This is a genomic window from Geomonas limicola (assembly GCF_014193675.1).
GTDB classification, from domain to species: Bacteria; Desulfobacterota; Desulfuromonadia; order Geobacterales; family Geobacteraceae; genus Geomonas; species Geomonas limicola.
In genome coordinates, this window is the sequence record NZ_BLXZ01000006.1 from 251,746 (window position 1) to 275,042 (window position 23,297).

Annotated in this window: 20 protein-coding genes and 2 riboswitches; of the genes, 13 read left to right on the forward strand and 7 right to left on the reverse strand. The window is 64.7% G+C overall.

Going from position 1 to position 23,297, the window contains the following annotated elements:
• Positions 1 to 19: 19 nt before the first annotated feature.
• Positions 20 to 2,311, reverse strand: coding sequence for an Lcl domain-containing protein (locus H7688_RS15775; RefSeq protein WP_183362136.1), 2,292 nt, complete (start codon positions 2,309 to 2,311; stop codon positions 20 to 22).
• Positions 2,312 to 2,732: 421 nt separating this feature from the next.
• Between H7688_RS15775 and H7688_RS15780 the strand changes: the two genes are divergently transcribed.
• From H7688_RS15780 to H7688_RS15790, 3 genes are read left to right on the forward strand one after another with little or no spacing between them, the layout of a single operon-like run.
• A complete protein-coding gene (locus H7688_RS15780; protein ID WP_183362137.1) occupies positions 2,733 to 3,440 on the forward strand; it encodes an ABC transporter ATP-binding protein in 708 nt (235 codons plus the stop codon).
• Entirely contained in the window at positions 3,437 to 5,977 is a 2,541-nt protein-coding gene (locus tag H7688_RS15785; RefSeq protein ID WP_183362138.1) for an ABC transporter permease, read from the forward strand. Before H7688_RS15780 ends, H7688_RS15785 begins: the two co-directional genes overlap by 4 nt.
• A gap of 1 nt (position 5,978) precedes the next feature.
• A complete protein-coding gene (locus tag H7688_RS15790; protein ID WP_183362139.1) occupies positions 5,979 to 7,139 on the forward strand; it encodes a lipocalin-like domain-containing protein in 1,161 nt (386 codons plus the stop codon).
• 63 nt (positions 7,140 to 7,202) lie between these two features.
• Here H7688_RS15790 and H7688_RS15795 read toward each other — a convergent pair whose 3' ends face one another.
• Positions 7,203 to 7,565, reverse strand: coding sequence for a CZB domain-containing protein (locus tag H7688_RS15795; protein WP_183362140.1), 363 nt, complete (start codon positions 7,563 to 7,565; stop codon positions 7,203 to 7,205).
• A 669-nt stretch (positions 7,566 to 8,234) separates the two neighbouring features.
• On the opposite strand from H7688_RS15795, the gene H7688_RS15800 reads away from it, so the two are divergent.
• The 7 genes from H7688_RS15800 to H7688_RS15830 all read left to right on the forward strand — a co-directional run bounded on the left by H7688_RS15800 (position 8,235) and on the right by H7688_RS15830 (position 15,415).
• Complete coding sequence (locus H7688_RS15800; protein ID WP_183362141.1) at positions 8,235 to 9,209, forward strand: quinone oxidoreductase family protein; 975 nt, start codon at positions 8,235 to 8,237, stop codon at positions 9,207 to 9,209.
• Positions 9,210 to 9,298: 89 nt separating this feature from the next.
• Positions 9,299 to 10,165 (forward strand): rod shape-determining protein, encoded by an 867-nt coding sequence (locus H7688_RS15805; RefSeq protein WP_183362142.1) that lies wholly within the window; start codon positions 9,299 to 9,301, stop codon positions 10,163 to 10,165.
• 94 nt (positions 10,166 to 10,259) lie between these two features.
• The gene (locus H7688_RS15810) at positions 10,260 to 11,093 is read left to right on the forward strand and encodes a ChaN family lipoprotein (RefSeq protein WP_183362143.1); all 834 of its coding nucleotides are present in this window, start codon (positions 10,260 to 10,262) and stop codon (positions 11,091 to 11,093) included.
• Between the two features lie 596 nt (positions 11,094 to 11,689).
• On the forward strand, positions 11,690 to 13,192 hold the full coding sequence (locus tag H7688_RS15815; RefSeq protein ID WP_183362145.1) for a methylmalonyl-CoA carboxytransferase subunit 5S: 1,503 nt from the start codon (positions 11,690 to 11,692) through the stop codon (positions 13,190 to 13,192).
• A gap of 30 nt (positions 13,193 to 13,222) precedes the next feature.
• Complete coding sequence (locus H7688_RS15820) at positions 13,223 to 14,767, forward strand: acyl-CoA carboxylase subunit beta (protein WP_183362147.1); 1,545 nt, start codon at positions 13,223 to 13,225, stop codon at positions 14,765 to 14,767.
• A gap of 15 nt (positions 14,768 to 14,782) precedes the next feature.
• On the forward strand, positions 14,783 to 14,959 hold the full coding sequence (locus H7688_RS15825; RefSeq protein WP_183362148.1) for a hypothetical protein: 177 nt from the start codon (positions 14,783 to 14,785) through the stop codon (positions 14,957 to 14,959).
• A 57-nt stretch (positions 14,960 to 15,016) separates the two neighbouring features.
• The gene (locus tag H7688_RS15830) at positions 15,017 to 15,415 is read left to right on the forward strand and encodes an acyl-CoA carboxylase biotin carboxyl carrier protein subunit (protein WP_183362150.1); all 399 of its coding nucleotides are present in this window, start codon (positions 15,017 to 15,019) and stop codon (positions 15,413 to 15,415) included.
• A 236-nt stretch (positions 15,416 to 15,651) separates the two neighbouring features.
• Here the strand turns inward: H7688_RS15830 and H7688_RS15835 are convergent, their stop codons facing one another.
• Positions 15,652 to 16,569, reverse strand: coding sequence for a DUF4382 domain-containing protein (locus H7688_RS15835; RefSeq protein WP_183362152.1), 918 nt, complete (start codon positions 16,567 to 16,569; stop codon positions 15,652 to 15,654).
• Between the two features lie 93 nt (positions 16,570 to 16,662).
• A riboswitch (cyclic di-GMP riboswitch) is annotated at positions 16,663 to 16,739 on the reverse strand.
• Between the two features lie 247 nt (positions 16,740 to 16,986).
• On the opposite strand from H7688_RS15835, the gene H7688_RS15840 reads away from it, so the two are divergent.
• Together H7688_RS15840 and H7688_RS22830 are read left to right on the forward strand one after the other, a co-directional pair.
• Complete coding sequence (locus tag H7688_RS15840; RefSeq protein WP_183362154.1) at positions 16,987 to 18,177, forward strand: MFS transporter; 1,191 nt, start codon at positions 16,987 to 16,989, stop codon at positions 18,175 to 18,177.
• Between the two features lie 193 nt (positions 18,178 to 18,370).
• Entirely contained in the window at positions 18,371 to 18,502 is a 132-nt protein-coding gene (locus H7688_RS22830; RefSeq protein ID WP_281379497.1) for a hypothetical protein, read from the forward strand.
• A 137-nt stretch (positions 18,503 to 18,639) separates the two neighbouring features.
• On the opposite strand, the gene H7688_RS15845 is transcribed toward H7688_RS22830, so the two are convergent.
• Positions 18,640 to 19,314, reverse strand: a complete 675-nt coding sequence (locus tag H7688_RS15845) for a lipid-binding SYLF domain-containing protein (RefSeq protein WP_183362156.1) — start codon at positions 19,312 to 19,314, stop codon at positions 18,640 to 18,642.
• Between the two features lie 75 nt (positions 19,315 to 19,389).
• Positions 19,390 to 19,466: riboswitch (cyclic di-GMP riboswitch) on the reverse strand.
• A 281-nt stretch (positions 19,467 to 19,747) separates the two neighbouring features.
• Between H7688_RS15845 and H7688_RS15850 the strand changes: the two genes are divergently transcribed.
• Positions 19,748 to 20,125 carry a VOC family protein gene (locus tag H7688_RS15850; RefSeq protein WP_183362158.1) on the forward strand — a complete coding sequence of 126 codons (378 nt, stop codon included), beginning with the start codon at positions 19,748 to 19,750 and terminating at the stop codon, positions 20,123 to 20,125.
• Between the two features lie 128 nt (positions 20,126 to 20,253).
• Here the strand turns inward: H7688_RS15850 and H7688_RS15855 are convergent, their stop codons facing one another.
• The 3 genes from H7688_RS15855 to H7688_RS15865 form a co-directional block, all read right to left on the reverse strand.
• Positions 20,254 to 21,609, reverse strand: a complete 1,356-nt coding sequence (locus tag H7688_RS15855) for a hypothetical protein (protein ID WP_183362160.1) — start codon at positions 21,607 to 21,609, stop codon at positions 20,254 to 20,256.
• Positions 21,610 to 21,646: 37 nt separating this feature from the next.
• Entirely contained in the window at positions 21,647 to 22,501 is an 855-nt protein-coding gene (locus H7688_RS15860; RefSeq protein WP_183362162.1) for a response regulator, read from the reverse strand.
• 454 nt (positions 22,502 to 22,955) lie between these two features.
• Positions 22,956 to 23,150, reverse strand: coding sequence for a hypothetical protein (locus H7688_RS15865; RefSeq protein WP_183362164.1), 195 nt, complete (start codon positions 23,148 to 23,150; stop codon positions 22,956 to 22,958).
• Between the last annotated feature and the right edge of the window lie 147 nt (positions 23,151 to 23,297).

Consider the following 23,297-nt stretch of genomic DNA (forward strand, 5'->3'; position numbering starts at 1 on the left):
GTCTCCTTTCCGGCGGGCCTTACCAGATGGGCATCCCGACCGACTTCTTGAGGATCAGCAGGGCATCAGAGATGTCGATCTTGCCATCCTGGTGCGGCTGTCCGTTGACCAACGGTCCTACGTCGCCACGCACGGTTTCCTCGGCCGACGGGATGGCTGCGCCGACCGCGATCATCAGCGCGCGCACGGCGTCGGTGAGTTCGACCTTCCCGTCGCCGTTCAGATCTCCGATGAGCCCGAAGCTTGCCGTGACGCTGCAGTCGGCGCTCACCGTGCCGGTGGTGAGGCGGTCTCCGGCGAGGCTGCCGCCGCAACCGCCGGCCGTGAGGGTCCGGTAGCCGGTGGCCGGGATGACGCTGAAACTTGCCGTGCCGTTGAGCCGGACGCTCTGGACCGTGGCGGGAACCAGGCTCCCCCCGAGTCCGGGGAGCGGCGTCACGTTGAAGACCGGGTCGATGGTAAAGAGGGCCCCGACGAAGCTGATCAGGTAGTTGCCTCCGGCGGAAAGGCTCCCCTGGGTGATGCCGTAGCTTCCCGGCGCCTCGCCGCCACCCCGGCTGAGCACGCCGCCGAACACCGCCGCGCTGTCCGTGGGGGCCAGTCCCGAGTACTGGTAGGTCAGCAGGGGATCGAGGCTGCCGAACCCCTTGCTCTGGGGGAGGGCGGTCACGGTGAGCGGGGCCGGCGCGATCACCAGTTGTCCGCTTGCGACCCCGGGATAGGCCGGATCGCTGCCCGTGGCCAAGACCTGGTAACTGCCGGCGTTGCGGGGCGCGCTGCTGCTGCCGTTGTAGGTGATCTGCACCGGCTTGCCGGGAGGCACGGTGCTGGTGCCTACCGACTTGGGGGTGCCGTCGTAGCTTGCCGTGAGGCCGCTCAGGGTGATGGTGATGCCGCCGGTCACGGTAAGGGGGACGCTCTTGGTGGCGACACTGTAGTTGTCCTGGTCGCTGGGGGTGAAGGTGACGCTGAGCTGCTGGCCGATCCCGGTGGACAGGATGCTCCCGGAGGGGGGCGCGTAGCTGAAGTTCCCCGGGACGCTGGACGAGGCGTTCAACTGCGCCGGACCCAGTGCGGTGCCGGCGGCGATCGGGGCGGGAGCGGGCCAGGTGAGGACCGGCTTCAGCTTGTCGCGCAGCGGGATCACGTGCTTGATCTCCGGTGGAGTGAGGACGGTGACCCAGCTGGAGAGCACGGTTCCCCCCAGGGAGCGGACCATCCACTTGTCCCCCAGGTTCGGATCGGCGCCGGTGGGGAGCCAGTTCAGGTCGACTACGTTGGGATAGGAGTCGGAACTCCAGTAGTAGGCGTTGTAGGCGTTGACGAACCCCTGGCTGGTGAACCAGACCCCGCCGTCGGCCTGCGAGTAGTTGAGCAGGCTGCGCAGCTCCTTGCGGTTGGGGAGGCGCCAGTCGCCGCGCTGTGAGCCGTCCTGCACCCCGCAGACCCCGTTTGCCACCGTCTTCACGTAGCCGAGCGCGGCATCCTGTGAGGTGGTGTTGCCGAAACAGTCGGCGTTTTTCACCCAGACGAGCCCGGTGAGCCGGTCGGCGAGGGTGCCTATCCCGGTATCGACGAAACGCGGCACCGGCCAGGCCATGCCGACGCGCTTGTCGCCGTCCTGGCCGGTGCCGGCGCAGGGGATGGCGAGGCCGCCGGCGTCCCAGCAGGAAGTCTGACCGGTCCGGGCGATGCTCGTGGTGTTGCCGCGCACCGGCCAGAGGTAGCTCAGGTTGGTCTTCACGTCGCCGCGAGCCCCGCCGTTATCGAAAGCGACCCACTCGGCATTGCCGGGGAAGGCGGCCAGGGTGGTCGAGGTCCAGTAACCCCACTGTACGTTGAGAAACGGGTGCCCCAGGGGAAGCGGGTGGTAGTACTGGGAAAGGTCGATGAGACTCTCCAGCTCGTTGACGTTCGGCATCCGCCACTCCCCCGCGGCCGAGGTGTCGCTCAGGCCGCAGCGCCCGCTAGCCAGGGTGCTGACGGAGCTTAGAGCCGCACTCCAGGTGAGGCCGGCGGCAGGTTGCAGCTCCGCGCAGTCGGCGTCCTTGAGCCAGATGAGCCCGGTCAGGTTGTCGGAGATGGTACCGTTCAGGTTGTCGGTAAAGCGGGGTGCGGGCCAGGCGACCCCCGCCTGCAACTCGCCGTCCTGGCCGGTTCCCGTACAGGGGATCACGCTTCCCGCGGTGTTGTAGCAGAGGTTTTGCCCGGTCTTCGGGAGGTTCAGGGCAGCGCCGGGGGTCGCTCCCAAGGCCCACAGCACGGCAAGTGCTGCGGCGCTCCTCCCGGCGCAGATGGTTTTCCAGGTCATATCGAGCTCCTCCTGTGTACAGTGGATTAATTTTAGCTAATGCTTTCTCCGTGCCAAATCCGGTGCGGGAATTTTTTGTGGGATTTCGAGCGCCTGGAAGGGAGGGGAGGTGCGCGGCGGGTGCCACTTGTGCAAACCCTGGACAACGGGTGGTCAGGCGGCTTGCCTGAGGTAAGGGAGAACCCGCGTCGCCGGCGGGGGGGCTGCGGTACCAGGTCGCAGACGGCGATTGATGGGGGGCAGCCGATTTCCCTCGTGAACCGTTCTGCAGAGAAACAAAACCGCGCCGATGAGCTGTGGTATGATTTGTCGGTCCTTTCAGGGAACGACGTGAAGCTCACGGGCCGGCGGGCGCAGTGAAGCAGCATGAGGCTGCTCGCTATCGGCACGGCTTCAAGAAACAGCACCAAGGGGAGATTCGATGGTCCAGGAAGCACTGGTTCAATTGCGCGGTGTCTCTAAGAATTATTCCGAAGGGGAGCGGGAACGCCTGGTACTGAAGGATGCCACCCTGGAGATCTCCCGCGGCGAGTGGCTCTTTCTCCTGGGCAAAAGCGGCTCGGGTAAGTCCACCCTGCTCAACCTGGTGAGCGGTATCGACCTGCCGGAGCACGGCGAGATCCTCATCGAGGGGCGGCCGATAAACCGCCTCTCCGAGCGGGAGCGCACCCTGTTTCGCCGGGAGAAGATCGGCTTCATCTTCCAGTCCTATAACCTGATCCCGACCCTCACCGTGGCGGAGAACCTGCTCCTGCCGCTGGAGCTTTTGGGGGAGCTGACCCGGCAGCGGCGCGCCGAGGGGCTCGCCCTTTTGGAGCAGGTGGGGCTTGCCGATCGGGCACAGAGCTATCCGGACCGGCTCTCGGGAGGGGAGCAGCAGCGGGTTGCCATCGCCCGGGCCCTCGTCCACCGGCCGCTGTTGTTGCTGGCCGACGAGCCGACCGGGAACCTCGACGCCGATACCGGGCGCGAGGTGCTCGAGCTCTTCGAGCGGCTATTGCGTCCCACCGCCTGCACCCTGGTGCTGGTGACCCACTCGAGCGAAGTGGCGCGCCTGGCCGACAGGCTCTGCCGCATCAGGGACGGCCACCTCGAGGAAACCACGCTTGCCCCGGGGGCGCTGGTATGATCCTGATCCGGGCCGGATTGCGCAACCTGGTGCGCCACCCCTGGCAAGCGGTGCTGACCGTGCTCGGCGTCGCCTTGGGGGTCGCCGTGGTGACCGCGGTGGATCTCGCCAACGAGACGGCACAGCGCGCCTTCAAGATCGCCGCGGAGACGGTGGCGGGGCGGGCGACGCACCAGATCGTGGGGGGGCCTACCGGGCTTCCCGAGGAACTCTACCGGCAGATCCGCGTCGGGCACCACTTCCGGGGCTGTGCGCCGGTAGTGAGTGCCGATGTGCGGGTCGCCGGCCGCTCCGGTACCACGCTTCAGCTGGTCGGCCTCGACCCCTTCGCCGAGCCGCCGCTGCGCAGTTTCAGTTCCCGCTTCGCAAACGGCGACGTCCTGGCCACCCTGCTCACCCGGCCGGGGAGTGTCCTCTTGGCGTCCGGCACCGCCGGGCAGCTGGGACTCAAGATCGGCGACCGCTTCCGCATCCAGCTGTCCGGCACGACCCCCGAGGTGCTCCTCGCCGGGCTTCTCGAGGCCCCGGACCCGACCACGCGGCTGGGGCTCGAGTCGCTCCTGGTGACCGATGTCGCCTCAGCGCAGGAGCTTACCGGTCGGCTGGGACGCCTGTCCCGGATCGACCTGGTGATTCCCGAGGGCGCCGCGGGAGCGCGTCTGCTCAAGGAACTGCGCTCCCTGCTGCCGCCGGAGGCGACCCTGCTCCCGGCGGGGGCCCGTGCCGGGTCGCTGGAGCAGATGACCCGCGCCTTCCGACTCAACCTCACCGCCCTAAGCCTTTTGGCCCTCGTCGTCGGCATGTTCCTCATCTACAACACCATGGTCTTCTCGGTGATCAGGCGGCGCCGGCTGATCGGCCTGCTGCGCGCCCTCGGAGTGACCCGGCGCGAGGTGCTGGTGCAGCTTTTATGCGAGGCGCTCCTGGTGGGGCTCGCCGGGACGCTGGCGGGACTCGCCTTGGGGAGCCTCCTGGGGCAGGAACTCACCCGGCTGGTTACCCGCACCATCAACGACCTCTACTTCGTGGTGGAGGTGCGCAGCGTCCCGGTCATGTCGCAGACCCTGGTGAAGGGGGCGCTCCTCGGTGTACTCGCTACCCTGGCCGCGGCGCTCCCCCCCGCCCTCGAGGCGACCGGCGCTCCGCCGCGGGCGGTCTTGGGGCGCTCCTTCCTGGAAGCGCGCAGCCGCAGGCTGATGCCCTATGCGCTCATTTCCGGCACCCTGGTGCTGCTGGTCGGTGTGCTGCTTTTGAGCGTGGAGGCCTGGGGGATTGCCGGGAGCTTTGCCGGGCTGTTCGCCCTCATCGTGGGGTACGCACTCCTGGTGCCGGCGGGGGTGGTGCTATTGGCGCGTGCGCTGCGCCCGGTGCTGGGTGGGCTCTTCGGGATGATCGGCCGTATGGCGGCACGCGGGGTCCTGGTCTCGCTCTCGCGCACCGGGGTGGCGGCCGCGGCCCTCGTGGTGGCGGTCTCGGCGACCATCGGGGTCGGCATCATGGTGGGGAGCTTCCGGCTCACCGTCACCAGCTGGCTGGAGAGCTGGCTTCGGGCCGACCTCTACCTGACCAGCGCCGTCGAGGCGGACGCGCGACGCCGGCCGCCGCTCCCCCCCGCACTGGTGGAGCGCTTAAGCCGGATCCCCGGTGCCCTGACCAGCGTGACCCGGCGCGTTACCCTGACCACCCCCCAGGGGCCGGTGGAGCTCTTCGCGGCCCAGGTCCCGAAGAGCACCTTTGTAAGCTACCGCTTCAAGGAGGGGAGCCCGCAGGCGGCCTGGGATAGCTTCAGCCGGGGCGACGCGCTGCTCATCTCCGAGCCCTATGCCTACCGCCATCGGCTGCACCGGGGGGACCGCGTCACGCTCCCCACCCGCACCGGTCCGCTCAGTTTCCCCGTGGCGGGGGTCTTCTACGACTACGGCTCCGACCAGGGGATCGTCATGATGAGCCGCCCCGGCTACCTGCGTTTCTGGGAGGATCCCGGGGTGGACGGCATGGGCTTTTACGCCACACCGGGGACGACCCGGGAGCGCCTGGCACAGGAGATCCGCACCCGGGTGGGGAACGAGCGGGTGCGCCTGGTATCGAACGCCGAGCTGCGCCAAAGTACCGTCGCCATCTTCGACCGGACCTTCGCCATCACGGGGGTGCTGCGCATCCTCACCATGATCGTCGCCTTCGTCGGCATCCTCTCCGCGCTCATGGCGATGCAGGTGGAAAGGGCGCGCGAGCTGGCCGTGCTGCGGGCGCTGGGGCTCACCCCCGGCCAGGTCTGGGGCGTGGTCACCGGAGAGACCCTCCTGATCGGCCTCGCTGCGGGGCTCTTGTCGCTCCCCCTGGGGATCCTGCAGGCCCTGGTGCTCATCTTCGTGGTGAACCTGCGCTCCTTCGGCTGGACCATGGATCCGTACCTCGACCCGAAGCTCCTGGTCCAGGCCGTGCTCCTGTCGCTGGGGGCGGCACTTTTAGCCGGCATCTACCCGTCGCTTAAGATCGCGCGCCTGAGCCCGGCGCTCGCGCTCAAGGAGGAGGAGTGACATGCGGCGATTGGTGACGGTCATAGTCGTTGTCGTGCTGGTGGCGGGCGCGCTCTGGACGCTCAGGCACCGCTTCGAACCTGCTCCCGCCGCGGGCGGCATGAGCGTGAGCCAGGCGCTGGGCGGGGTGCCGCAGGCGGGGTTCGCACGGGCGGTCGTGCCGCGCCCGTTCCGGTTCCCCGCGGACCACGGTCCGCACCCGGAGTACAAGACCGAGTGGTGGTACTTCACGGGAACCCTGGCCGACAAGACCGGCCGGCGTTTCGGCTACCAGCTTACCTTCTTCCGGATGGCGCTGGCACCGCAAGAGCCCCCGCGTACCTCCCGCTGGGCGACCAACCAGGCCTTCATGGCGCACTTCGCCCTCACCGACGTAGCGGGGCGGCATTTTTACTCAGCCGAGCGTTTCAGCCGTGCCGCCCTCGGGCTGGCCGGCGCCGAGGCGGTCCCCTTCCAGGTTTCCTTGGAAGACTGGTCGGCCCGGGAGACCGGGGTGACACCCTGGAGCCTGAGGCTTCGGGCAGCCGACGGCAGCGGCGCGCTCGACCTCGAACTGGCCAGCGCGAAACCGGTCGTGCTCAATGGCGAGCGGGGCCTGAGTCGTAAGGGGCCGGAGCCGGGGAACGCCTCGTATTACTACTCGATCCCGCGCCTTGACACCCGCGGGACGCTCAGCGTGGGGGGCGAGCGCTACCAGGTGACCGGGACCAGTTGGCTTGACCGGGAGTGGAGCACCAGTGCGCTCTCCGGCGACCAGGCGGGCTGGGACTGGTTCGCCCTGCACCTGGACGACGGGCGCGATCTCATGTACTACCAGTTGCGCAAGAAAGACGGCTCCGCAGACCCGTTCAGTGCCGGGACCCTGGTGGCCGCGGACGGCAGCGCTACGCGGCTGAGCCGGGACCAGGTGCGGCTGGTGCCGAACGGCTGGTGGAGCAGCCCGCACGGCGCGGCACGCTACCCTGCCGGCTGGCGTTTAAGGGTTCCGGGAGAGGGGATCGATGTTCAGGTGGTGCCGTGGCTGGCGGATCAGGAGCTGCTGACCAGCTTCCGCTACTGGGAAGGTGCGGTGGCGGTTAAGGGGGCGGGGGGTGTCGAGCGTGGCAGCGGGTACCTGGAGATGACCGGCTACCAGACCGGGGGCGCAGCTGGCGGCCGCTGAGTTTGCTCCGGCCGGCACGCCCGGAAGGCTGCAGCGCCGGCGGAGCTGGTCACATGGGGCAGCTCAGTGAGAAACCTGTTTCCAGGCCTGCAGCGCGTTGGTGAGTTCGATGGAGGTGGTGACGAACCGGCCGCGCAGGTCGCCGACCAGGGTGAGCGCCTCCTCCTGTTCGCCGTCGAGCGCGAGGGCGAGGATCTTCCCGGCTTCCTGGTGGAAGATGGTGTGCAGTTCCCGGATCCTGTCCCAGAACTCCGCCGGCCGCTCGGTTACCGGGATGCTGTGCAGCCATTTGCCGAACTCGCACTCCCGGTCCCGGGCCACGGTCTGCGGCTGATACTCACTGTGGCCGCTTTCGATCGCCTCCCGGAGTCTTACCTTCCATACGCCGTGAGCAGCCATCGCCTTGTTGATTTCCCTGGCATCCATCGAGATCCCTCCTGATAGTAACATTTCAGAAAAAGCAGCCCTTGCCTCGAGGCGCAAGCTACAGGAGTGATTTCGGGTTTCCGCACAACCTACTTTAGAAATAATTGGTGAGAAGCTTGCCGCTGGCCTGATCCAGGGCCGGGCCTTGCAGAAGCTTTGGCCGGGTTGACGGGTATAAGTATCCTGAATCGCGCTGATCTTCTGCCAGTACATCCCTCCCTCTTCAAGGGGGAGGACAGGAGGGGGCTGGGGATCAATGTCCTGCCGGTGTGCGCCCATCCCCACCCCGACCCTCCCCTTGAAGGGGAGGGGGATTTTTTGGAGCGGAGGGTTGGCGTTACTCCAGGTAAAGTATTGACTTGGGGCGCTTCACAGTGTAATGAATGCCTACCTGTGAAGACTAGGAGGGTTTGCTCGGGAGTTCATGTAGTGTCATTTGTGCCGCCTGCAGCTTTGCTGATCAGGCGTTTTTTTTTGATCCATCGGAAAATTTTGTGAGGTCGCCCGCGCCGCACAAACTCTGCTGCACCGGATCACGGCTCTCGGCGAACCGGGCGCCTGATGCAGGTTTGCCGATCACGGGGTTTGCGGTAAGCTCTCAAGGTTCTCATTATCGAGACACTACACCAACCGTCATTAGCCGTTGCGGCTTCAGGAAGGAGACAGGATATGAGCATGGCAATCCGCTTTCACGAGTTTGGCGGACCCGAGGTGTTGCGCTACGAGGCGGTCGAGGTGGGGGAGCCCGGGCCGGGCGAGGTCAGGATCCGTCAGCGCGCCATCGGGGTGAACTTCGTCGATATCTACCAGAGAAACGGGCTCTACCAGGTGGCACTTCCGGCGATAGCCGGCAACGAGGCGGCGGGTGAGGTGAGCGCCGTCGGGGCGGGGGTGACCTCTCTCAAGGTGGGGGACCGGGTCGCCTACGTCGGGAAGGTCGGCGCTTACTGCGAGGAGCGCCTCATGCCGGCCGACCGGCTGGTCCAGCTTCCCGAGGCGATCGGCTTTGATCAGGCGGCCGCGATGCTGCTCAAGGGGCTTACCGTGCAGTATCTGATCCGGCAGAGCTACCGGGTCGAGCCGGGGGACATCGTGCTCTTCCATGCCGCGGCCGGAGGTGTCGGTCTCATCGCCTGCCAGTGGTTGAAGTCGCTGGGGGCGCGGGTGATCGGCACGGCGGGATCGGACGAAAAGTGCGCCCTGGCCATCAGGCACGGTGCCGAGTACTGCATCAACTACCGGACCGAGAACATCGTGGAGCGGGTGAAGGAGCTGACCGGGGGCGCAGGGGTTCCGGTGGTCTACGACTCGGTCGGCAAAGAGACCTTCGATGCGTCGCTCAGGTGCCTGCGTCCTTACGGCCTTTTGGTCAGCTTCGGTAACGCCTCGGGACCGGTGCCGCCGCTCGATCTGAGCATACTGGCACAGTTGGGTTCGCTCTATGTCACCCGGCCGACCCTCAACACCTACACCGCCAAGCGCGCGGACCTGGAGTCGATGGCTGCGGAACTTTTCCAGGTGGTGACTTCCGGAATGGTGAAGATCGACATCAACCACCGCTATCCCCTGAAAGACGCGGCTCAGGCGCACCGCGACCTGGAGGCCCGCCGGACCACCGGTTCCACCGTGCTGATACCGGAGTAGGGCGGTACCACCGGGATCCGTTTTATGCCAAAGGTGCCCTTGCCTGCGCGAGCTTTACGCGGGTTGGGGCATCGTGTTGTGGAGGAACCATGTGGAACAGCATGTTGCGACATAACCTTGCCCTCGACGTCGGTACCGCCTCGGTCCGGGTCGGGACGGGGGCCAGACGGGTTGTCGAGGCACCTTCGCGTTCCGGGGAGCGGCAGGCGTTGGCCGGAGGTGTGGTGGTGGACGGCGAGGCGCTGGTTGCCATCCTCGATCCGCTCTTGCGGCAGGGGCGCGTCTTCGGCGTGGTGAAACCGCGGGTGCTGGCGTGTGCTCCCAGTGACGTCAACCGCAGCGAGCGCGAGCTGCTGAGGGATGCCATCCTCCGCTCCGGGGCAGCCTCGGTGGTGCTGGTTCCCGAGCCACTCGCCGCTGCGGTGGGAGCCGGCGTTGATGTCGCCTCGCCCTACGCCCAGATGGTCGTCGACGTGGGTGATGGGGTGACTGACTGCGCCGTGATCCGCTCCGGAAAGCTGCTGGAATCGTGTGCACTGCGGGTGGCCTGTGCCGGCATGCGTGCCGGGATCGCCGGGGCGTTACGCGGAGAGGGCAAGGAACCTCTTACCGAGGGGGAGCTCGACCTGCTGTTGAGGGAAAAGGGGGTGGTGCACCGGGGAACGCGCTGCCGCCCCGAGGGGGCGTCCCTTGCGGAGCGAGCGGTGGAGCCGGTGATCCGGCTGATCATGGACCGGGTGACTGGATTTCTGAAGGATCTTCCCGATGCGCTGGGGTGCGAGGTGATCGAGAGCGGCATCTGGCTCACCGGTGGAGGATCGCTCATTCCCGGCCTGCGCCAGCGCTTCGAGGAGGAGACGGGTATCCGGGTAATGACGGTGCCCAATCCGCGCGAGGCGGTGGTCGAGGGGGCCAGGCTCATGATGCCGGTAGTCACTGCGCTGAACCAGTGGTAACGGCTGGGGGATTGTCTGCCGGAACGGTTTTGGGTAACCTGAGATAAAGCGTGAGAGTCGTCTTCGATGCATCGTCCGCGAAGGGGGGATGACCATGATCAGGAACCTTGGAATCTTCGGCATTGGACTTATGCTGCTGAGCTTCACTTCGGCGGCGAGTGCCCACACCATCATCACCCGGATGAGCGACCGGCAGACCGTCGGCATGCCACAAATGGTGGCGGCGGCGGGCAAGACCGACCTGGTGCTGGTGGGGGAGGTGCACACCATCAAGGAGCACCACGACCTGCAGCTCGACCTGCTTCGTTCGCTCAACCAGGGGAAACCCCGGCTGGCCATCGGGCTGGAGATGCTCCCGGCCTCCAGACAGCACCAGCTGGACCGGTGGAGCGCGGGTCAGCTAAGTGAACCCGCCATGCGCGCCGTATTCGAAGAGAGCTGGACCAATTGGGAACTCTACCGGGATATCTTTCTCTTCGCCCGCGACCACCACGTCCCCATGGTGGCTCTGGATGTTGCCCCCGAGGTGGTGCGCAAGGTGTCGCAGTACGGTTTCCAGTCGCTCTCCCCACAGGAGCGCAGTTACCTGCCGGCAGGGACCAGCTGCGATCTACGCAACCCGCAGATCGCCCTGTTGCGCAAGGCCTTTGCCCAGCACTTCCAGGAGAAGGTCTTCAACTACTTCTGCGAGGCCCAGACGGTGCGCAACAGCGGCATGGCCATTAACCTGGCGCGTTACGTAAAGGAGCACCCGGGGCACCGGGTTGCCGTGCTGACCGGCGTCTGGCATGCCGTAAAATACGCGATTCCCGAGCAGCTGTCACGCACCGGCAGCAGGCTTTCCTATACGGTGATCCTCCCGGAGACCCCGGAATTGAACGCCGAGAGTGCCGGGCTTGCCGAGGCAGATTACCTCTTCGACATGTAGTGCTGCCAGGGGCTTGCCTCAACGCGCTAATCGTTGACAAGAAAGATGAGTAAGAGGGGGGGCACTTTGGCCCGATCGCCCCTCTCGCCACCCCGGCTGTTTTACGAGGGCCCTTTTTGACGTGCCCGGTCGGAATCGTCCCATCTGACGGCTCTGTTCCTGTCCCAACCTGCCCCCCTTTCCTCTCCAATCAAACAGCTGAAGACGGACTGACCGCCTGGCCGGGAGGCTTTTGGACGCTCCTGTGCCAGGTGAGCTGGTGCAGACACTATTTTAAAACGACGCAATAGAGTTTGTGGCACCCACGGCCCGGAACTCACTCGGGATGCTGCTGCTTCATTCTCTCTATTAGCTCCAGATACTGATGTTAATGGTTGAAATCTACTTCAGTATTGTAGTGTAGACGGTTATAACGGTTTTATAGCTATGTCTGTTTGCGGAATATGATGACTGTATACTGGTCATGATATGAGTGCGTTCTGCAACGTAGTGCGACGTATACGCAAAAATAGAATAAACAGTATTGCCAAAAAGAACGAGTGGCGTAGAATTCCTACTTGGTCGTTTTCACCTTCACAGAGTTACAGGGGGTAGACGTGAAACGCATCATCGACGTTACCGAACTGGCGCTGCGGGATGCACACCAGAGCCTGATTGCCACCCGGCTGGGGATCGACGACATGATCGGTGCCTGCGAGGAGCTGGACAACGCCGGCTACTGGTCCATCGAGTGCTGGGGCGGCGCAACCTACGACGCCTGCATCAGGTTTTTGAACGAGGATCCCTGGCAGAGGCTGCGGACCTTCAAAAAGCTCATGCCCAAGACACCGCTGCAGATGCTCCTGCGTGGCCAGAACCTCTTGGGTTACCGGCACTACCAGGACGAGGTGGTAGACCGCTTCGTCGAGAAGTGCGCGGAAAACGGCATCGACGTGTTCCGCATCTTCGACGCCCTGAACGACCTGCGCAACGTGGAGCGTTCGGTCGCCGCGGTGAAACGCTGCGGCAAGCACGCCCAGGGTGCCATATCCTACACCGTGAGTCCGATCCACTCGACCGGGGTGTTCGTCGAACAGGCCAAGCGCCTGGTGGATATGGGGTGCGATTCCATCTGCATCAAGGATATGGCGGCGCTCATCAAGCCGCAGGCGGCCTACGACCTGGTCAAGGGGATCAAGGATGCCTGCGGGGAGAACACCCGGGTGCACCTGCACGTGCACGCGACCACCGGCGTCACCCTGGTGAGCCTCTTCAGGGCCGTGGAGGCGGGCGTCGACTGCGTGGATACCGCGGTGAGCTCGATGAGCCTCGGGCCCGGACACAACCCGACTGAGAGCTTCGTGGAGATGCTGGAAGGGACCGGGTATGAGACCCGGCTCGACCTCGACCGCGTACTGAAGGTGAAGGAGCATTTCGCCCAGATCCTGCCGCGCTACCGCGAGTTCCTCTCGGCGGTGACCGGCGTGGAGACCGAGATCTTCAAGAGCCAGATCCCCGGCGGCATGCTTTCCAACATGGAGAGCCAGCTGAAGCAGCAGGGGGCGGGCGACCGGCTGCACGAGGTGCTCGAAGAGATCCCGATCGTGAGGAAGGATACCGGCTACGTGCCGCTCGTTACCCCCACGAGCCAGATTGTCGGGACCCAGGCGGTCCTGAACATCCTGATGGGACGCTACAAGGTGCTCACCGGGGAGTTTGCCGACCTGATGCTCGGCTACTACGGTGCTGCACCGGGCGAGCGCAACCCCGAGGTGATCGAGCTGGCGCGGGCCCACGCCAACAAGGGGATGATCGACTGCCGTCCGGCCGACCTCCTGGAGCCGGAGTGGGCCAAGCTCAGGGCCGAGGCGCTGCCGCTTAAAGGGTGCAACGGTACCGACGAGGACGTGCTCACCTATGCCATGTTCCCGAAAGTGGCCCCGGGCTTTTTCGCTACCCGCGACGAGGGGCCCCGCAACCTCGGGCGCGACCCCGAGACCGGCGCCTTGGAGACCGAGGTCCCGCAGGGGCACGCGGGGAAGATCACCGGTCCGGTCACCTACACGGTCACCCTGAGCGGCCAGCAGCACAAAGTAACCGTTTCCCCTTACGGCAAGTAAGACATCCCGGCGTCTAAAGGAATCGAGACCATGTCCATCGACGACAAGATCAAGGAACTGAACGACCGAAAGAGTGAACTGAAGCTGGGCGGGGGGCGCGCCAAGATCGACCAGCAGCACGCCCAGGGCTCCCTCACCGCGCGGGAGCGCATCGACGCCTTCGTAGACCGGGACAGCTTCCAGGAAGTCGGCATCTTCGCCCTGCACCGCTGCACCAACTTCGGCATGGCGGGGAAGGTCCTGCCGGCGGAAGGGGTGGTGACCGGGACCGGCAGCGTCCAAGGACGCCTGGTGCACCTGGCGAGCCAGGACTTCACCGTGGCGGGTGGCGCCGCCGGCGAGATGCACTGCGACAAGATCGTGCAGGCGATGGAGTCGGCGCTGAAGCTCGGCACCCCGTTTATCTTCATCAACGACTCGGGTGGCGCCAGGATCCAGGAAGGGATCGACTCGCTGGCGGGCTACGGCAGGGTCTTCAACCACAACGTCATGCTCTCGGGGAGCGTGCCGCAGATATCGCTGATCTGCGGCCCCTGCGCCGGCGGCGCCGCCTACAGCCCCGCACTCACCGACTTCATCATCCAGACCAAGAGTTCGCGCATGTTCATCACCGGCCCCTCGGTGATCAAGGAGGCGACCGGCGAGGAGGTCAGCGCCGAGGAGCTGGGAGGGCCGCAGGCTCAGATGAACCGGTCGGGGGTGGTGCACTTCGTGGCGGAGAACGACGTCGACGCCCTGCGCATCTGCCAACGGCTCCTCTCCTTTCTCCCCTCCAACAACCTCGAGGACCCGCCGCAGCTGGAGTGGGACGGCACGGTGCTGCCGGACAAGGCCCTGAACGAGCTGGTTCCCATCGATCCCAAGAAATCCTACGACGTGCGTACCGTGATCGCCCGGCTGGTCGATGACGGGGACTTCATGGAGGTGCAGCCCTCCTTCGCGGGGAACCTGGTCATCGGTTTTGCCCGCATCCTGGGGCGCCCCGTGGGGATCGTGGCCAACCAGCCCTGCGTCATGGCGGGGGTGCTCGACATCGACGCCTCGGACAAGGGGGCGCGCTTCGTACGCTTCTGCAACGCCTTCAACATCCCCCTGGTGACCCTGGTTGACGTGCCGGGGTTCCTCCCGGGTGTCCAGCAGGAGTACGGCGGCATCATCCGGCACGGCGCCAAGATGCTCTTCTCCTATGCCGCGGCCACCGTCCCCAAGATCACCGTGATCCTGCGCAAGGCCTACGGCGGCTCCTTCCTCGCCATGTGCGGCAAGGACCTGGGGGCCGACCGGGTCTTCGCCTGGCCCACCGCCGAGATCGCCGTCATGGGGCCGCGCGGTGCGGTCAACGTGATCTTCCGTGAGGAGATCAAGAAGGCCGAGAACCCCCAGGAAAAGCGCGAAGAGCTGATCAAGTCCTACCAGGACACCTTCGCCACCCCGTACGCGGCCGCGGCCCGGCGCGAGGTGGACGACATCATCGAGCCCGCCGACACCCGGCGCCAACTCGCCATGACACTGGACATCCTGCACACCAAGCGCGAATTCAGGCCCATGAAGAAGCACGGCCTGATCCCGCTGTAGCAGGGGAGGCACGACATGAAAGAAGACGAGATCACCCCGGAACTGTTGATGGTCATGTCCGCGGCCATTGCCGCGTACCTGGGGAAGACCGTGAGGATCAGGCAGGTGCGCTTCGTGAACCCGCAGCTCGACAACAGCTGGGGGCGCTCGAGCCGCGTGGTGCTGCAGTCCTCGCATTTCCTGAAACGCTGACCGGCAACCCTGGGGCAGGCGGAAAAGCCCCGGCAGACTCTAGACAAGGAGCCCACCGTGCAACTTACGCTTACCATTGATGGCAAGAAGTACCTGGTCGACGTCGAGGTAGAGGAAGGCGAAGAGGTGCGCCAGCCCGGATCGTTCCCCGAGCCGGTCTCAACCCTCAAAGCCGCGCCGGCACCGCAGCCGATGGCGCCGCCCGCCGCACCGCAGTCGGCGGCGCCGGCGGATGCCGGCAACGAGAAGATCTGCCGCAGCCCGATCGCCGGGGTGGTCTTCAAGATCGTGGCCCAGGAGGGGCAGCAGCTCCAGGCCGACGACCTCCTCGTGGTACTCGAGGCGATGAAGATGGAGACCAACATCACCGCCCACATGTCGGGTAAGGTGAAGAAGATCCTGGTCGCCCTCGGCGAGGCGGTAAAACCGGGGCAGGCGATCGCCGAGTTCGAATAACTTCAAAAGCTTTACTTCTTCAAGAGCATTACCACAGCGGAACACAGGGGGAACGGCGAGGAACACAGGGGAAGGCACAGTCGCTCGTTTCCTGACGTGGTTTTCCTCTGTGTCCCCGGTTTTCCCTCTGTGTTCCTGTGGTCGAGTCTTGAGGTTCTTTCTGCCCGTGAATGAAAAAAAGGGATTAACCCGTGTGGTTAATCCCTTTTTGCGTGTGACCGGTTACCGGCGCAAGGTCAGGGGACTGTCAACAGGATGTCCCCCAGCGGCGAGTCGGCCCCAGCGGTCACCGTGGTGAGCGGCGAGGAGTAGGGGGCGAAACCGCGGGCCTGGACGTGCAAGCGGTAGGTCCCGCCGGGGACGAAGGCCGTTACCGGGCCGATCCACCGGTTGCTCGAGAAGCTGCTGAACACCGTCCCGGCCGCAATCGGCGTGCTGGAGGCCTGCGGGACCACCGACACGGAGGCGCTCGACCAGTCCCTGAAGGAGGAGACGATGGTGCCGGAAAGCGAGCCGAAGCTGGTGAGCGGGGTAGCCGGCTGGACGATCCGGATGCCGGTCGGCTTCAGGTTGTAATCTCCGTTGCCACGCGCAACGATTGCGGTGTTCGGGTCGAAGTCGAGCAGGATCGCGCTGATGATGCCGGGCCTAACCGTGAAGGACCCCAGGACCTTGAGCCCGGACTGCTGGGCGCTCGGGGTGGTGAGGGGGATCTTCACCGTGGGGTCGGTCTTCAGGGTGAGGTAGTTCACCGGCGGTCTTCCCTGTCCGTTGGGGTTCGCCTCCAGGATCAGACGGACCTGGCTGTACGAGCCTGCAGGGATCACGATCGTCCCCAGGAGTTCCTGCTGGAAGCGCAGGGTGAGCACATCTACCACGTGCGGCGTCGTGTAGGTCACCACCACCGGCAGCCGGGCATCGTCATCGGCGGCGTTTTCCAGCCCCGCCGGGACCACCCGCACTTCCTTGATGGAGACCACCACCTGGGCAAACGCGTCGCTCTGCTTGTCGGTGAGCCCGACCTTGAGGGTCCCGGTCGTGGCCGAGGAGCCACCGCTGCTGCCGGAACAACCCTGCACCAGCGCCAGCGCCAGGACCGCGAACCACAGCATCCCCAACCTGCCAGCTACCTGCCAACTGCTGCTTCTTTTCATGATCTGCCTCCTTTGTGCGTGTACCCTCCACTCCAGCCTGCCCCAGTGCATTGGCCAGACGCAAAAAAGCCGGGGCTGAATATCGGCTGATATTTCGGCAACCCGGCTGTCTCGGTGAGACCCTGTAGGCTTTCCGCCCCATCTTCGCAGATGGTTGAGTATTGTCGTGTACCATGCTCGGAGAGCTATATCTGCCGTGTATTATGCACACCCTCGGCGCCAAGTCAACGTGCCGCTTTCCTGAGTTCTCTCCGCTAAACTCCTACAGTTTTTAGGTTTTGTGCCACGAAACCTCCCCCCGGCTGCTACCGGCTCCGCCCCCGCTTCCCGCGGCCTGCGCACCGCGGGGGGACCCTGCACCGGGCTTTGCCACTTCTTCCTTGCAAATTAATCCCAGACACGGTACGGATGCCGGTGATGAAGAACCTCCCCGCCAACATCCGTAACCTCTACATCTTCTCCTTCCTGCAGATGACCCTCTTCCCGATGGCCATCATCACGCTGTTCTGGAAGGACCACATCGGCCTCACGCTTACCCAGATCCTCCTTTTGCAGAGTATCTTCTCGGTAGCGACGCTGGCGCTCGACTACCCGGCCGGCTACGTAAGCGACCGGGTCGGCTACCGCTGCGCACTCAACATCGCCGCCGCCCTGGGTATCGTCGGCTGGGCGATCTACATCTGGGCCCACTCCTTTGCCACGGTGCTCCTGGCCGAGATCGTCCTGGGGATGTCGCTCTCCTTCGTGAGCGGCTCGGACAGCGCGCTGCTCTTCGAAACCTTGCGGGCGCAGGGGGACGAGCAGTCCTATGCGCGGCACCAGGGGCGCATGCACGGGTTCGCGCAGGTGGGCGAGGCCACCGGGGCCATCCTGGCCGGGGTCATCTACGCCTGGGACGCGCGGCTCCCCTTCGTCCTCCAGGTGGCGGTCTGGGCGCTCGGTCTCCTGGTCACCCGGCAGTTGGTGGAGATCCCCCGGGCCCACGCGCCAGCGCGCTCGCACCTGGCCGAGGCGCTGGCCACCGCCCGCTACGCCTTCGGGGAGAACCGGCACCTGCGCTACACCATCCTGCTCAACACGGTTTTGGGGATCGCCTCGTTCTACCCGGTCTGGTTGATCCAGCCCTACATGCAAAACGCCAAGGTGCCGCTGGGGTGGTTCGGCCCGGTCTGGGCGGGGGCGAACCTCACCGTGGCGCTCTGCGCGCTCGCCAGCCACCGCGTCTACCTGCGGCTGGGCGACCGCGGCATGGTCCTGCTCTTTTTGGGACTGGTGGGGGTGGGCTACCTGGGGCTCGGGCTCAGCGCGGGGATCTGGGGCTTTCTCTTTTACTACCTCTTGACCTGCATGCGCGGCCTGCGCGGGCCGATGATGCTTACCCACACCCAGCGCGAGTCCAGCAGCGCGAACCGGGCGGCGACCCTCTCGCTGCAGTCGGTCTCCTTCAGGCTGCTCTTCGTGGTCACCGGGCCTTTGGCGGGGAGGCTGGCCGACAAGGTCGGCGTGCAGGAGTGCTTCTACCTGCTGAACTACGGTTTTCTGGCCACGCTGCCGCTTTTGGCCTTCCTCTTTCTGAAGAACGTTCCCGGTACCTTGCACGGGAAGTGAGAACCGGCGCGCGGCACTTCCTTACCGGTACGCGCTGTGACAAGGCCACGACACCTGCGACCAGCCGCAGGAACCCGTCCCGGTTCGCTCGCTATTTCACATTTGCTCCACATTGCCTCCTCTTTTCGCTCCTATGCTGATCACGTTGGTCACCGGTTCCTGACCTTCACGCCGGTGGCGAAGGAGAACGGACATGAAAAAGGGAACGCGCATCGTGTTGGCGCTGCTTCTGCTGCCGACCTTACTGACCGGTTGCATCATCGACCCCTATTGGGGCGAGGGGTACCATCACCACCGTGGTGGCTGGTATGGTGAACGCCGCTAGGAAAAGAAGAAGGCCGGGTCAAAAGACCTGGCCTTCTTAGTTCTTGGGGAGTGTAGGAAAAGCCGCCCCAATGGGTTTCCTCTCCCCCTGTGGGCAGTTCATCCACCCCCTCCCGTGAAGGGAGGGGAGGATGGTGGCTATTTCAGCTGGCGCAGCAGTTCCTGCACCAGCGGCGGCCGGTTCGCGAGGTTGCCGGAGATGATGTCCTTGGCAGCCAGGTCAGGCTTTCCGTAGAAGGAGGCGTTGGCATCGTCGTCGATGGTGATGCCGGCACCGTCCAGGGCCAGGCCGGCAAAGAGGCCGCGGCTGCGCGAATAGGAGAAGATCTCGGACTTGAGCATCACGTCGGTCGCCCCACTGGCGCTGCGTCCCACCGGACCGGCGGCCACCGAGGCGTCCGCACCCAGGGTGAATTTCCCCCGGAGGATGCCGTTGACGCTCGCCTTGCTCTTGAATACCAGGATGAGGTCGGTGGACTGGGCGCCGATCTGCCAGCCCAAGCTGCCGCCGGCGATCTTCACGAACACCGGATCGCTCCATTCCCCCTTTTCGTTACGTACCGTCAGGATCCCGGTACCGTACCTGCCGCCGATCACGAAGCCGACCTTGATCACCCCCGGAATGATCGCGATGGCGTGGGCGTTGTTTAAAAGTGCCTGAGGTATCCCCTCTTCGGGCATCGCCTTGACGGCCTTGACCACGTCGATGCACTCTTCTACCTTCTGTCCCTCTTTCTCGGCCAGGGCAGGTTGTGGCAGTGCCCCGAGCAAGAGAAACAGGAATGCTGCGAGACTCAGGATTGCTTTATTCATAGGTGTCCCCCTTTGTGATGGTGCTTCAGTCCAACGTCACAGACGCAAAAAAGCCGGGGCCGAGTGTGATGAACATTCGGCAACCCGGCTGTCTCGGTGAGACCCTGTAGGCTTTCCGCCCCACCCTCACGGATGGTTGAGTATTATCGTGTACCACCTGGTATAGCCCAGTAGCTATGTCTGCATTACCACCTCTTTTGCTGGTTGTCAATGATGAAGGGTTAACTGGTTGCCAGTAGTACCACGCTCTGTGACAGTCGCGCCGGCCGCTTTTTCAGGGAGTCGCCTCCCCTGAATTCCTTGAGCATCCCCTTTCCTTGTGAGCACTGAGCAGTATAATGAATGGCTGCGGCAATCCGGCGCTACCGGTCGTTCCGGGGGCGCCCGAATCCGGAAATCGCGCGCGTATTCTGCTTACCACAAGGAGGCTGTCATGAGGAAAAATCCGGTTGGTTGGTTCGAGATCTATGTGGACGACATGAACAGGGCGAAGAGCTTTTACGAGAAGGTGTTCGAGGTCACGCTGGAGCGGCTGGAGTCGATGGCTCCGGGACTGGAGCTCTGGAGTTTTCCCGGTGACATGCAAAGCTACGGGATCGGAGGGGCGCTGGTACAGATGACCGGCAAGTCGGCAGGAGGCAACTCCACCCTGGTGTACTTCAGCTGCGCCGATTGCGCGGTGGAGGCGGCCCGGGTAGCCGATGCGGGCGGCACCGTGATCCGGGAGAAGATGTCCATCGGCCAGTACGGCTTCATAGCGCTCGCCCAGGACACCGAAGGTAACGTGATCGGTCTGCACTCCATGACCTGACAGGCGCTTTTGACCGCAGGCTTTCAAGCTCCGTCCCCCGGTGGTCTCAATCCGACAAGGGGGCGGGGCTTTTTTGCGTTTTCGAGAGGAAAAAGGGGCGAGGGGATCGGGGCGGCTTCGTGTCGAGATCAGTGCAGGCCGAGTACCGGAACCCTGTCGAAGATCCTGGCCCGGGCAACCGAGCCACCACCCAGCGGTTCCAGGTTCAGGATGAAGCCGCTTACGTCGGCAAACGCGATGGCGCCTTCCAGGGTGCGCTCGTATCCCTGGGCATCAACGGGCTGGCGCTCGGGGACGTAGATGAGCGATCTGCAGTCCTCGGTGAGATGGATGGCCAGGTAGACCTCGCGCCTCCCCTCACGCTGCACGCCGCAGATGTAGGCGTTGCAGTTCTGGGCGGGGGCGCTGCCGCAGGTCATGCGGATCGCGTTGAACGAGGAACGCAGATCGACGATCTCCTCGGTGGAGCTGCAGGGAACGGCTGCCAGATCCGGGTCCAGGTGGAAGGCGACCGGTTCGTCAAAAGTGGGTTCGGAATCGGTTGCCAGCTGGGGTGAGGGTCCCGCCGGGTCGGCCCCCGCTGCCGTGGCTGCTGCCGCGCTCCGCTGTGTTTCGGGGGGTGGGGCGGAGAGGCGCAGGAGGCTTGCCTTGAGACGGGCGATCTCCTCCTGGTCAGCCTTGCGCTGTTTCTCGAAGCCGGACTGCAGACGCTGCAGTGCGCTTTGCCGATCGGTCAGCTCGTCGTTGATCAGCACGTATTCCGACCGCAACGCCTGGTAATCTTCGCGCAAAAGCGCGAGCTCGTCGATGTCAGGCTCCGGCGCTCCCTGATCCTGGTCCCTTGCAGCTTTCAGCTCCGCGAGTTCGGCCCGGGCCTGCGCCAGTTCCTGCTCCAACTGCGCGATCCGCCCGGCGCTCGTCCGCGCCAGCTCCTGGTATTTTTCCTGGGCCTGCCGCAGTTCCGCCAGCGGCACGCCTGCTGCTTCGGCAGGGCGGGCGCCGGGAGTGGCCGGGGCAGGCGCGGCCTGGGGTGCGGGGGGAGCCTTTGGCGGGGGGGCCGCTTGTGGTGCCGCTGCGGGCGGGGGGGAGGGGCGTGCCGCCGCCCCGGGGCGGGGTGCCTGCACCACCTTGATCCCACCCAGCACCAGAGAGCGCAGTGCCGGGTTGCCGCCCAGGTTCACGTTCTCCATGCGAAACCCGAGATCCTCCAGGAAATCCAGACCGCGCTGCAGGGTTTCCGCCGCAGTCGCCGGACCGCGATCCGGGTCGGCTTCGTACACCAGCGACTCCTTGTTGCGGGGGAGGTAGAGGGCGGGATACACCCGGTCGCTGCCGCCGTCGCGCACTACGAGCACAAACGCCTCGCACATCTGCCGGTCACGCCGTTCGGGAGCCAGAAAGAGCGCTTCTCTGCAGCGGTGCACGGAAACTACCTGGGGTTCGGCAACTTCGATGGAACTGAGCGCTCCGTTTAACTGAAACATCGCAACCTCTACAAGACGGGATCCGTCAAAAGCCCCCTCAGGCCCGGTTCAACGAGGCCGCCAATTCGAAGGCCCGCTTGACCCGGGAGACCAGCCGTACCGGTTGGATCGGCTTGGGGATGAAGTCGATGAACCCTGCTTCCAGGGCCCGCTGCTCGTCCTCGCACCCGGACTTGGCGGTGACCAGGAGGGTGGGGATCTGCGCAGTGGTCGGGTTACCCTTCAGCGCGCGTAACAGGCCGTAGCCGTCCATGCGGGGCATCACGGTGTCGCAGATGATCAGGTCGGGACGCTCGGCGATGGTAAGCTTCAGCCCCTCCATGCCGTCGTGGCCGATCACCACCTGGTAGCCTTCCTTCTCCAGGGCATTGGCGATGATGGCGGCGATGGAGTGGGAGTCGTCGACCACCAGGATCTTGCGCCGCTGCTCGGGGGCCGGGGCCGCTGCCTCAGGAGCAGAAAGCTGGTAGAACTTCTCGATTGCCGCCTTGATGTCCGCCTGGCGCGCCAGGAACGGGATCACCTTGAGACCGGTCTTCTGGGTGACTTCGCTAAGCGGTGGAGCATGGAAGGGGTCGGTGACGGCCAAGGCGAGCATGCCGTCTTTTGCCTTGAGGGGGAAGATCAGGTGCCGTACGGCGAAGCTTGCCGGAATCAGTTTGAGCAGGTCCGGAGCGAAGGTGTAGCCGGTTATCTCCTGCACCGTCTTGAGGCCGAACCCCTTGGCCAGCGAGTTGATCCACTGGTCCTCGCTCATGACTCCCATCTCACAAAGCGTCCTGCCCAGGGGGAGACCGCTGGATGCTCGACGCGCCTCGGCCTCCTCGAGAACCGCCTGGGTAATAAGTCCTGTCGTTACCAGCATTTCACCCAGTTGACCGTGTGCTGCCATGTGTGCTCCTTGCTGCCGAAGATTTCGGGTAGGAACTATCGCACAAAAAAACCCTTTAATCCAGTCTTTTCGCGAAGCTGCGACCAATTCAGGCCGTATGTTCAATCGCTGCACAGAACCTCGGCGCTATGGTGAAGTATGAGGGTGACATCATGATGTCTGTCTCGCTGTTGCATAGGCGATGCACCAGTAGCGGCTCTGGTGCCCGGGGAGCGGTCGGGTGCTGGAAGCGATCGCCAGGCAAGGAATCCGTGGAATGGAAAATCGGTGTTTTCGCGGGAGCCGCGCTGCACCAATTCCTACCCGGATGGCAGGGGAGAAGGCGGCCTGGGTTCGAAAGGGGGCGTCGCGGGTGATGGGGAAGGGTGCGGGAAGCCTGGTACTGGCAGGCAAACAGCGAGGGCCGCGACCCGAAGAGCGGCCGCGGCCCGTGGTTCATGGTTGATGCCGGTGGTTATGCCTTCTCCAGGATGCGCTGCAACTTCATGCGCTGTGCCATCCGTGCCGAGGTATCTGCTGCGTAGGATGAACTGTAGGTCGGCCGGGAGGCGCTTCTGCCGGGGCTGCTCAATGCGATGACGGGCAGGGCGGACAACTCGCTTTTCGGGGTGGGATTGCCACTGAGAAATCTTTTGATGATGCCGAACATGCTATCTCCTCGTCGAGAGTAGTTCGTGTGCCTTGGAGGCAACGCTCCGTGCTGCGGGGAAAGACACAAGCATCATGCTACTGAAACCTAAGTGGCTGATTCAACATAATTTAGCTTAATAATGAGTGGCTAGGGAAAAGGCTCGTG